A 10,513-nucleotide genomic window follows, 5' to 3' on the forward strand; every position below is an offset into this window, starting at 1 on the left:
ATCATAAGAAGATGTTAATGAAATAAAGGGTTTAAATGGCAGAATGACCGGATTTTTTTCTTCGGCCTCTTCACTGCTTTCATATCCTGTCGCATTTCTTCCAGTAATTGTATCTTTGCCCCTCCAAAATTTACGTAATGATCGAACCAATTTCGGGCTTTTCCAAACTTTCAAAACAGGAAAAAATTGAATGGCTTAGCAGCACTTATCTCTCCGGTAATACAAAAGCTAAAGAGATATTGACTCAATACTGGAATTCTAATTCCAGTCTGCAACAACTTCACGAGGAATTTACCGAGAACACCCTTACTAATTACTACCTCCCGTTTGGGCTTGCACCAAATTTTCTAATAAATGACAGGCTTTATGCCGTCCCAATGGCTATCGAAGAAAGCTCGGTGATCGCTGCGGCCAGCAAAGCCGCAAAATTTTGGGGCAGGCGCGGGGGCTTTAAAGCTGAAGTCCTGGGGACCCAGAAAATTGGGCAGGTGCATTTTATGTATTCGGGAGACCGGGAGAAACTTCAGGCTTTCTTTAGCAAGGCGAAACCGCGCCTGCTGGAAGCCGTTGCTCCCCTCACAAAGAACATGGAAAAAAGAGGCGGCGGAGTGGTCAATGTAGAGCTGCGGGATAAGACCGATCTTTTGGGCGATTACTACCAGCTGCACTGCACTTTCGAAACCAAGGATAGCATGGGTGCGAATTTCATCAATTCCTGCCTTGAACGTTTTGCTGAAACCTTCCGGGCCGAAGCAAAAAATCACGAAGCTTTTGATGCTTCAGAAAAGGAGATTGAGATCGTGATGAGCATACTTTCCAATTATGTACCCGATTGTATTGTAAGGGCCGAAGTCTCCTGCCCCGTAAGCGAATTGGCCGATCATGGCCTAACAGGTGAAGATTTCGCAGCAAAATTTGTAAGGGCATTAAAAATAGCTGAAGCAGAGCCTTACCGTGCAGTAACGCACAACAAAGGCATCATGAACGGCATTGATGCTGTAGTTCTTGCAACCGGTAATGATTTTAGAGCGGTGGAAGCAGGGATCCACGCTTACGCCTCAAAAGAGGGAAAATACAGCAGCCTTTCTCACGCCGATGTGAGGGACGGGAAGTTTAGATTCTGGATGGAAATTCCTTTGGCTTTGGGAACGGTAGGAGGTCTTACGGGACTACATCCGCTTTCCAGGATCGCCCTTGAGATCCTTCAAAACCCTTCAGCCGAAGACTTGATGAAAATAGTGGCTGTAACCGGACTGGCACAGAATTTTGCGGCAGTAAAATCTCTCACTACTACCGGCATTCAGCAGGGCCATATGAAAATGCACCTTATGAACATCCTTAACCAGTTGAAAGCAACTCCCCGGGAAAAAGAGGTGCTGGTAGCACATTTTAAGTCCCATAACGTTTCCCACAGCGCAGTCGAAGAGCAAATTGAAAAATTGAGACAGTAATGCAAAAATTCCACAGTCATGGAAAGTTATTGATAAGCGGGGAATATGTAGTGCTCGATGGAGCCACTGCCCTCGCTTTACCAACAAAATTTGGACAGACCCTCGAAGTGGAAAAGATCGAGACTCCCGTCATACGATGGAAAAGCCTGAATCATAAGGGAGAGCTGTGGTTTAGGGATGAATTTGCAATTGCAGATTTGGCAACTCAGGAAGTTCCCCTCAAGCATCAAAGTGATGAGGTGTCAAAAAGGTTGTTTTTGATCTTGTTTTCTGCAGCCGAAATGGCGCCCAATATTCTAAAAAAAAGCAATGGCTTTGAAATTACTGCAAAAGCCGATTTTCCCGGAGACTGGGGATTGGGGACCTCCTCAACGCTAGTGGCAAACCTTTCAAAATGGCTGGAAATAGACCCGTTCAAGCTCCTGGAAAGCACTTTTGGAGGCAGCGGATATGATGTAGCCGTAGCCATGAATGGCGAAGCCATAACCTTTGAAAAACATGCTATGGAAAATAGCATTTTAAAGACCTCCTTTAATCCCCCTTTTAAGGATCAACTTTTTTTTGTACATCTTAATCAAAAGCAGAATAGCCGGAATTCGATCGCACATTACCGGCAGCAGAACAAAAAGACTTTAGATACAGCCATTGAAAAGATATCGGCGCTTACACATAGGCTTATCACCTGCAGAGATCTCTTAGAATTTGAATTGTTACTCGAGCTGCATGAGAATATTATTTCGCAGCTCCTCGGACTTCAAAAGGTGAAAAGCCGATTGTTTCCCGATTATCCCGGGGCAGTAAAAAGTCTTGGTGGTTGGGGCGGTGATTTTGTGCTGGCAACGGGCAAAGAAGGCAATATGGAATACTTTAAAGAAAAAGGCTACTCTACAATTCTTTCTTTTGAAGAAATGATCCTTCAATAAATCTGAAAGGCATTTGGCGCTAAGCTTAAATTAGACGAGCCTTTTAAGAGTTTTCACCCTGAAATCAAGATTACCAAATCCTGGTCCTAATAAAACAAAAAGCCCTTCAATTGAAGGGCTTTTTTGTGATTTTTCGGCAGATCTCTAGTAGAACCTGGCGCGATTATCTTCTATCTCTGCAGCTTCTTTAAGAGCTTCAAAAACTTCGGTATTCACAGTTATTCTACGTGCTGAAGCTTCTCTCGCAGCATATGGCCTGTAAGATTCCATTTGAGGCGCATCGGTCTTTTGAACCACTTTCACCACAAAAACTCCTTTTTCACCTGCTACCGGGCTGCTTGTTTCGCCACTGTCAAGACCAAATGCAGTTCCCACCACTTTTGGCTCACTTCCAACTCCCGGAAGAGTTGGGCTATTACGGTTCACAGCATTTGCAGTGTTTACCTGCACCCCTTGATTTTGCGCTATCGCTTCAAGGTTATCTCCAGATATTTTCGATTTAATAATTTCAGCCTTCTTTTGTTTCTGAAGGATTGGAATAACAGTTGCAGAAGCTGCTTCTGCAGACTTTAATCCTCCTTTGTTAACAGCAGTTACCTGTGCAACCACATAACCTGAAGGAACTTCAAATCTTTTAACATCACCTACTTCCACATCATCTTCGAATGCCCACTGCACAACTCTTCTCTGCGCACCAATACCAGGGATATTTTCTTCCAGCTCCTGGATTTCTTTCACCGGCCTTACTTCTTTTCCACTCTCTTTAGCAAGCTCGCTAAAGTCAGCATCTTTTGCTGCAAGTTCAAACTTGGTTACTTCAGCATATAGACTGTTTGATGTTTTTTCTGAAGGCTGGATAGCTCTTGAAACAGTTGCAAGTTTTACTGCTTTCTCCTTTTCGGTTTGCTCCTGAATATGGATCACATGATAACCGAATTGAGTTTCAACTACTCCAATAGTACCTTCATTGTTGGTAAATACAAAGTCGTTAAATGGAGGAACCATTGCTCCCGGGGTAAACCAATCCAATTCACCGGCGTCTTCTTTATTTGAAGCGTCTGCTGAGAATTGGGAAGCCATTTCGGCAAATTTTTCTCTGTCGGCTTTTACTACATTAGCAATACTATCGGCTAATTGTTTTGCCTGCTCTTTGCTCCTGGTTACCTGTCCTCCTACCGGAGAACCCTGCCATGAAACAAGTATATGTCTCGCCTTTGCAGAGTCGGGCATTTGCGCAGTTTCAACTACTCTGGCCAGCCTCCATGATCCATTGTATTTAAAAGGACCGTAAACTTCTCCTTCATTAAGGTTGAAAAGAGAATCGGCATGATCTGCAGGCAACTGGTTCTTAAATACAAACCTGTCCTGGAATTTTTCATCAGATCGTTCATTAACCATAGTTTCATAATCTGCTGTAGTTGCAAATCCTTCTACCGTATCATTGGTGTTGGTTGCAGCATTGAATTCCACCTTATCATTAAGAAGTCCAAGCAGTTCTGTTTTTACTTCGTTCTCATCTTCAACAGAAGGGGTTTCTTCGTAAAGAACATATTGAATGTCACGTGTAGGTTCAGTTTTAAATTGACCCGGATGAGACTTAATATAATCACGAATTTCAGATTTAGATACTTCTACTTCTGAATCATTAATTGAAGAATAAGGAATGTGTACAAATTCCATATCAAGATTATCACTGGCAAACTTGTATGCCTGCTCCCCTTCAAGAAGCGTAGCGCCTACTCCTGCTTTAACAAGATTTAGGTAGATCTGCTCCCTGGCAGTTTCTGCAAGGTTTGTTTCATAATCCAACCATTGCTGGTATGCCTGTGGAGAAGTTGACTTTATTGTCGCCACATATTCTCTTAATTTGGCTTCATCAAATACTCCTGCCTCGTTGGTAAAATTAGGATTGTTTGCAAGTTCTCTCCTCATCATTTCTTTCACCTGCGCTTCCTCAACACGAATACCAAGCTCTTCAAACTGCTCCTGCATTAATGCTCTTCGCACATTCATTTCCCAAACCTGGGCTACCGCCTGAGAGGTTGTGGCGTTTTGACCCATGTTTCTCTGGAAAGATTCTACCTGCCTTGCGAACTGCTCCCTTTCAATATCTTCACCATTAATGGTGGCAATGGTATTTTGGGATTTTTGGGAAACCATCCCTCCGTTCCTAATAACATCGGCTAATACGAACGAGAAAAGTGCTAAAGCAATGATCACGATTAGGAAGACCGAACGTTTCCTTATTGAATTTAATACTGCCATTGTCTAATTGTTAATTCTAAAATATAGGGGGCGAAAATAACGTTTTTAGGTTTATTAAAAAAACTATAAATCTTCAAAATGTGGGGAAAAGCTAAAAATTAATCCTGGGGGTTCACTATCACCTCCACAAGCTCGATCCTGGTGTTGGAAACTTCCTTGATATGGAAGGTAAAATTGTCGATTTCAACGACTCCGTCCTTTGGAGGAATTTCCTCGGTGTGGTCAAGAATATATCCTCCCAAAGTTTCATAGTTTTCCCCAATAGGAATTTCCAGCTTGTAATTTTCATTGAGATAATCTACTTCCAGTCGGGCTGCAAAAAGATATTTATTCTCTTCCAGTTTCTCTTCAATAAGAATTACCGGGTCATGCTCGTCTTCGATCTCTCCAAACAGCTCCTCCACAATATCCTCTACTGTCATCATCCCGCTGGTACCACCATATTCATCGATGACCACCGCTATACTCTTTCTTTTTTTAATTAGAATGTTGAGCACATCTTTCACCAACATGGTTTCGGGAACAAAGACCACCGGCAGCAAAATAGATTTTATTGTAGGTGGCTTTTTAAACAATTCAAAAGAGTGAATATACCCGATAATATCATCGATATTCTCCCTGTACACCAGGATTTTTGAAAGTCCCGTAGCAGTGAAAGTCTCTACCAGTTCCCGTGGATCTGTCGTGATATCTACAGCTACAATCTCTGTTCTCGGGATCATTACTTCCCGGGATTTAACTTCAGAAAATTCAAGGGCATTCTGGAATATCTGGATTTCGGAATCAACCTCCTGGTCATGTTCTACTTTATCCATTTGTTCAGAAATGTAATTCCCCAGCTCTACTTTTGTAAATGCCAGTTGCACCTCGTCTCCCTGTGTTTTAAAGAAATTCTTCAGCACAAGATCTGATATCCAGATCACAAAGGATGAAATGAAACTGAAGAGAATATAAAACAGATATGCCGGCACAGCAAAGAACTTCAGAAGAAAGTTAGCGTATATCTGAAAAAACACTTTGGGAAGAAACTCTGCAGTAAGCAGGATGATAAGAGTAGAAATAATCGTTTGGGTAATAAGGCTAAGATCTGTAAGCAGGTACACCACGATCTCATTTGTAAAATTCCCGGGTGCCAACCATTTCATCAACAAATCGCCCATAAAAAAACCGTATATCACCAGGGCAATGTTATTCCCTACCAGCATGGTGGCAATAAACTTGGATGGTTTGCGGGTGAGCCGGGTAAGGATCCGGGCTAAAAAGTCATTCTGTTTCTTTTCGATCTCTACATGTATCTTGTTGGCCGATACGTAGGCGATCTCCATCCCCGAAAAAAATGCGGAAAGAATAAGGGAACACAAAATGATAATAATTTCAAAGGCCATAAAACCTATTTCTTCCTGTTACCGTATTTGTGCCTAAAGTGCCTCCTAAAGAAGAACATAAAAATCCCAATGGCAACGAACACCAGGAAAAGGTAAGCCTGATTGCGCTGCTCATCCCAAATCATAATAGCTTCGTAAAGAAAGAACGCAGCCGCTGCCAGATAGGCAAATTCAAAAAACTTCGAAAATTTCATCATTGTTTGTCTTCTTCTAAAATTTGCACTCCCACATTGGACCTTGACCGGAAATTACTGAATTCCTGATTACTATCAAAGCCCTGTCCTTCATTGAGTGCCCCGTTTTTAAACCTTATGGTATTTGGATGATCTGTAAAGACCCAGTTCCTGGCCTGGTCCCAATAAAGTTGATCGGCCATGAGCTCTGTGCTGTCACTGGTCACAACCACAACATCTCCCTGCAGGTCTATAAGTCCTGTTTCATTGTAGACGATCCCATAGTTGGCAGTAACAGTATTTTTCTTTTGGTTCTCATCGAAGAATTCCACCACCAGACCATCGGGAAATTCCCTGTAAGGAAACAACTTATTAGAATAGTCCCTCATGGTTTCACTTTTTAATGTCGCCACCACCCTACCGGAATCAATATATTTTAAATTAATACCTGTACCAATAGATTGAGGTGCATCTTCGGGGATCTCCATTTGCTGCACTCCTTTCAAATTGCCCTCACAAGAAAAAAGCATTGTCACAACGAGGGTTGTGACAATGCCTTTAAAAATATTCCTGTATGTGAAATTCATATTACAAGTTAGGTACCCGTACGCTTTCACCAATCCAGCAACCAATGTTTATGGTTTTTCCCTGCATATCATTCTGGAAGATATCACTACGCTGCGGTGCTCTTCCTCTGTAGGCGCTTGCCGTTTCATTGGCAGTTCCACTTATCGATGGATCAACTCTCGCAGCTCTATCGGCATATTCGGCAGCTTTCCAGTAAACAGCTCTTTTTTCAAATGCTGTATCCCCACAATTGTTAGCGCTCTGCGCTATCATATTGGCAATTTGCAAGTAAGCTCTACCAAGTGATGGTTTTGCACTAATTGCTTTTCTATACATATTTCTTGCCTGTCCAAATTGACCTTTAGACTTCATGTTATTGGCGATTCTGTAATAGATATTCGCTCTAACCGAAGGATCTTTTTGTAACTCTGCAGCTTGATTATAGTATTCCATAGCTTTAGCTGTGTTTCCTTTAGATTCAGCTAACTGTCCTAAAGAATATGCAGAACTTGCAGATGGCTCCAATTCATGTAAAGCTTCAGACACTTTTACGAAAAGTGGGTCTTCTGTACAATCTTTGGCAGATAACCTGCTGTTCACGCGCTTCAACCATTCGGTATCACCTCTTTTAGCGTCAAAGTCCTTACTGTAAAGAGGGATGAGGTTATCACAGTCTGCACGCTGACCTAATTTTGCATTGATACTTCCTTTCACGGCACTATAAGCCACCAGGTTTTTCTCATATGCATTAAGTCTGGTTTTCTCTTTTGCACTAAGCTCCTCTCCGGCTTCCTGCTTTTCAATAAGCTCTGCCAAAGACTGGGCTGTTTCATTCTCCTGCTCTTCAAGTTTTGCAATTACGACATCGTATTTGTCAAATACATCCTGAAGATCTTTTTTACCGGCATCCTGAAGCTCTACCAACAGGTAGAAGTAAGTATATAAAGATTTTGCGTTAAGACTGTTAGGATTCTGCTTGAAAGCTTTATCAAAAGCCTCGAATTGATCTTCAGAAGTACCTAATTTCACATCAAAAGACAGCTGTGCAATATCGGCTTTAACCTCACCGGCATCTGTTTTTGAAGGGAAATGCTGCAAACGCTCATTATATATATTAATAAGGTCCTGTGCGATTTCCTTTTTTTCAGCATCTGGCGCCTTATCCAGTCGATCTTTTAATATTCTCTCCCCATATTGATAAGTAGCTATATGGTATGTGGGACATTCCTTTCTTAGGGTTTGGATCCTGGTCCAGGCAGCATCATAGTTTTTTGCTTTTGCGTCGCTATACGCAAGAGCTGCAGTAGTCGCACACTCTTGGTTAGCCTGTGCCTGCAAGGCTCCTGTACTTAGGAGAACCCCCGAAAGAAATAGTATAACCTTGGTTTTCATAGTTTAAGTTTTATTCCTGATTAATAATTTGTGATTATTCAAATCTTCTTTTGATAAACCATTTGTCGTTTAACGAGAAGCTTATCATAGCGTTAAAATAGTTTTCCTGGATTAACCCCGAACTTGTGGTACCGCGCTGTCCATACTCAAGCCCCAGGTTTATATTGGTTAACATTCTTCCTGCTGGTAGTCCTAAACCAAAAGCTATGCCAAACTCATTAATGGATTCCCCGTTAAGGTGAAGCCCGGTCTCCTCCATACGTAGTCCACCACGATAAACAATACGGTTAAAGTAGTTGGTCAGGGAATTATAGTTGGGTATATAATACCCGCCAACTTTATATTTTGCAGCCTGCTCAAAAGAAGCTCCTTCAATAGTAAATGCCCGGTTGCTATAATCTCCTGCGGCTGTTGTCACATATTCTGCTCCTACAAACCATTTTTTAGGTTGGCCTATACCGGCTCCCACGCTAAGACTGGAAGGCATCACAAAATCGGAATCAGGAATATCTACATCCCGGGTGTCTATGGTAATCTCCTGGCCTTCAGCCCCCAGGAGTAAAGTAGCAATTTCTCCTTTATTTTCTGCCTGTAGAGTAGTTTCGGGGGTATAATGTGCACCCATTTTAAACTGTAACTTTTCAGAAAGCATCCTCTCATAATCAAGTCCAATCTTATAAGTGAAACCGTAAAGATCGCTACGGTTAATTTCACGAGATGCCAGCTGCACACCCTCCTGCACAAAGATGCTTTTGTTTTGAATATTTCCGAAGTTATAGCTGACTTCTGCACCCAGACTTATACTAGGTGTGACTGCATAACCTGCGGCAAGAAAAACCTGGTTAATACCTCCTTTTCCAGAGTACCTGTTGGCCACTCCGCCTTCCCGGTCCATATCTAGAATATTATATCCCACAGCAGAATAAGGCACCAGCCCAAAGGCAAAACCTAACTTCCCCGCAGGTATTCCTACGGCAAGATAATCCAGGGAGGTGGTATTATTACTTTCACTTTGGTCCTGGGTCTTCATTTCAACCGAAGTATTACTCAATCCAACCGTATATGTAGTCAATCCAAGCCTTCCCAAAGCTGCGGGATTTTGAAGGTTGACATGAATACTGTCTGATACTATGCTAAGACCACCCATTGATCTGTTTTCTACGGTTCCTTTAAAAGTATTCAGACCCAGACCGTAAAAAGAATAAGGTGAGGAAGTTCGCTCCTGAGCGGTCGTAATCACTGAAAATAAAATGAATACGATTACTAACAATCGTTTTGTCATTGATCGATATTAAATTCGAGAATATAATTTAAACCCTCCAACAAGAAATTGGAGTTCGCAAATATGCCATTTTTTAAGTTTCCAGACAAGAAAGTTCCATCTCCTCCTGTAATTATGCATATTAAATTTGTATAATTTTCTTTATACTTATTAATAATGCCTTCAATTTCCATAAGAGTGCCATTCACTACGCCCGAAATTATAGAGGAAGCAGTCGAATTTCCAATGAGTTCGTATCCTTCTCCTGCCTCTACTAACGGAAGATTTGCAGTAAAATTATTTAGAGCCAAAAATCGCATTTTTAAGCCGGGAGAAATTCCACCTCCCAAATATACATCCTTAGCCGTCTTAAAATCATAAGTAATACAGGTTCCTGCATCGATCACCAGGACATTTTGCTGTGGATAATGTTTTACCGCTGCAGCAATGAGGGCTTTACGATCATTGCCAAGGGTTTTAGGAGTAGCGTAGTTATTTTTAAAAGGCAGGGAGGTTTCTGCGGAAAGTTCGATCACTTCTACCTCATTTTTAAGGTTCGGCGGGAGCTCCCATTTAGCTGAGGACACGTTAGAGACCACAGCTTTTTTAATTTCGGGATATAGCTGAAAGATTTCAGAAATTTTTTTGTTCAGCGAGAGTTTGTCTGCCGAAGTTTTTTTAAGGATTTCATCCTGCTGGAATACAGCTAGTTTAGCGATACTATTACCAATATCTACAATGAGGTTCATGAGAGGGTTCTTGAAAAAGCTAAAATACAAAAGCATTTTTTTTCATTTTCCTTTGTGAGATATTAAATTTGAATATATATTTGCACCCGCTTACTACAAGGTAAGCCGCTTTAAGCACTGGTGCCTTAGCTCAGTTGGTAGAGCAAAGGACTGAAAATCCTTGTGTCCCTGGTTCGATTCCTGGAGGCACCACTAGCAAAGCAGAAGCCCCTTCTTGAAAAAGAGGGGGCTTTTTTTGTTAAACATAGATTTTTATTTCCCCCTGATTCAGGATCAAGAACAATTTCTGGGTTTTTGAGTTTTTAAGCAAATAATTTCTCAAGCCGATACAAGAAGAACTCTGTTTT

At 41.6% G+C, this 10,513-nt stretch carries 9 protein-coding genes and 1 tRNA gene; 3 read left to right on the forward strand and 7 right to left on the reverse strand.

Annotated elements, in window-relative coordinates; genetic code table 11:
- Positions 1 to 137 precede the first annotated feature (137 nt).
- Complete coding sequence (locus tag OU683_RS15880; protein WP_268140064.1) at positions 138 to 1,451, forward strand: hydroxymethylglutaryl-CoA reductase, degradative; 1,314 nt, start codon at positions 138 to 140, stop codon at positions 1,449 to 1,451.
- Complete coding sequence (locus OU683_RS15885; RefSeq protein WP_268140066.1) at positions 1,451 to 2,374, forward strand: GYDIA family GHMP kinase; 924 nt, start codon at positions 1,451 to 1,453, stop codon at positions 2,372 to 2,374. Before OU683_RS15880 ends, OU683_RS15885 begins: the two co-directional genes overlap by 1 nt.
- A gap of 144 nt (positions 2,375 to 2,518) precedes the next feature.
- Here the strand turns inward: OU683_RS15885 and OU683_RS15890 are convergent, their stop codons facing one another.
- The 7 genes from OU683_RS15890 to OU683_RS15920 all read right to left on the reverse strand — a co-directional run bounded on the left by OU683_RS15890 (position 2,519) and on the right by OU683_RS15920 (position 10,166).
- Entirely contained in the window at positions 2,519 to 4,639 is a 2,121-nt protein-coding gene (locus OU683_RS15890; protein WP_268140069.1) for a peptidylprolyl isomerase, read from the reverse strand.
- A 98-nt stretch (positions 4,640 to 4,737) separates the two neighbouring features.
- Complete coding sequence (locus OU683_RS15895; RefSeq protein ID WP_268140071.1) at positions 4,738 to 6,024, reverse strand: hemolysin family protein; 1,287 nt, start codon at positions 6,022 to 6,024, stop codon at positions 4,738 to 4,740.
- 5 nt (positions 6,025 to 6,029) lie between these two features.
- Positions 6,030 to 6,221 carry a hypothetical protein gene (locus OU683_RS15900; RefSeq protein ID WP_228916371.1) on the reverse strand — a complete coding sequence of 64 codons (192 nt, stop codon included), beginning with the start codon at positions 6,219 to 6,221 and terminating at the stop codon, positions 6,030 to 6,032.
- Positions 6,218 to 6,784, reverse strand: a complete 567-nt coding sequence (gene lptC / locus OU683_RS15905) for an LPS export ABC transporter periplasmic protein LptC (RefSeq protein WP_268140074.1) — start codon at positions 6,782 to 6,784, stop codon at positions 6,218 to 6,220. Before lptC ends, OU683_RS15900 begins: the two co-directional genes overlap by 4 nt.
- Position 6,785: 1 nt before the next feature.
- The gene (locus OU683_RS15910; RefSeq protein ID WP_268140076.1) at positions 6,786 to 8,156 is read right to left on the reverse strand and encodes a hypothetical protein; all 1,371 of its coding nucleotides are present in this window, start codon (positions 8,154 to 8,156) and stop codon (positions 6,786 to 6,788) included.
- A 34-nt stretch (positions 8,157 to 8,190) separates the two neighbouring features.
- A complete protein-coding gene (bamG, locus tag OU683_RS15915) occupies positions 8,191 to 9,438 on the reverse strand; it encodes a BamG family beta-barrel-assembly machinery protein (protein WP_268140079.1) in 1,248 nt (415 codons plus the stop codon).
- The gene (locus tag OU683_RS15920) at positions 9,435 to 10,166 is read right to left on the reverse strand and encodes a type III pantothenate kinase (protein WP_268140081.1); all 732 of its coding nucleotides are present in this window, start codon (positions 10,164 to 10,166) and stop codon (positions 9,435 to 9,437) included. Before OU683_RS15920 ends, bamG begins: the two co-directional genes overlap by 4 nt.
- 119 nt (positions 10,167 to 10,285) lie before the next feature.
- Between OU683_RS15920 and OU683_RS15925 the strand changes: the two genes are divergently transcribed.
- A tRNA-Phe gene (locus tag OU683_RS15925) sits at positions 10,286 to 10,358 on the forward strand.
- The last annotated feature ends 155 nt before the right edge of the window (positions 10,359 to 10,513 follow it).

It is taken from the genome of Salinimicrobium sp. TH3, from assembly GCF_026676115.1.
Taxonomy (GTDB): Bacteria; Bacteroidota; Bacteroidia; order Flavobacteriales; family Flavobacteriaceae; genus Salinimicrobium.

Bases quoted from the DNA above. Each gene is read 5' to 3' on its own strand.
- OU683_RS15880 (WP_268140064.1), top strand. From the start codon at position 138: ATGATCGAACCAATTTCGGGCTTTTCCAAACTTTCAAAACAGGAAAAA.
- OU683_RS15885 (WP_268140066.1), top strand. From the start codon at position 1,451: ATGCAAAAATTCCACAGTCATGGAAAGTTATTGATAAGCGGGGAATAT.
- OU683_RS15890 (WP_268140069.1), bottom strand. From the start codon at position 4,639: ATGGCAGTATTAAATTCAATAAGGAAACGTTCGGTCTTCCTAATCGTG.
- OU683_RS15895 (WP_268140071.1), bottom strand. From the start codon at position 6,024: ATGGCCTTTGAAATTATTATCATTTTGTGTTCCCTTATTCTTTCCGCA.
- OU683_RS15900 (WP_228916371.1), bottom strand. From the start codon at position 6,221: ATGATGAAATTTTCGAAGTTTTTTGAATTTGCCTATCTGGCAGCGGCT.
- lptC (WP_268140074.1), bottom strand. From the start codon at position 6,784: ATGAATTTCACATACAGGAATATTTTTAAAGGCATTGTCACAACCCTC.
- OU683_RS15910 (WP_268140076.1), bottom strand. From the start codon at position 8,156: ATGAAAACCAAGGTTATACTATTTCTTTCGGGGGTTCTCCTAAGTACA.
- bamG (WP_268140079.1), bottom strand. From the start codon at position 9,438: ATGACAAAACGATTGTTAGTAATCGTATTCATTTTATTTTCAGTGATT.
- OU683_RS15920 (WP_268140081.1), bottom strand. From the start codon at position 10,166: ATGAACCTCATTGTAGATATTGGTAATAGTATCGCTAAACTAGCTGTA.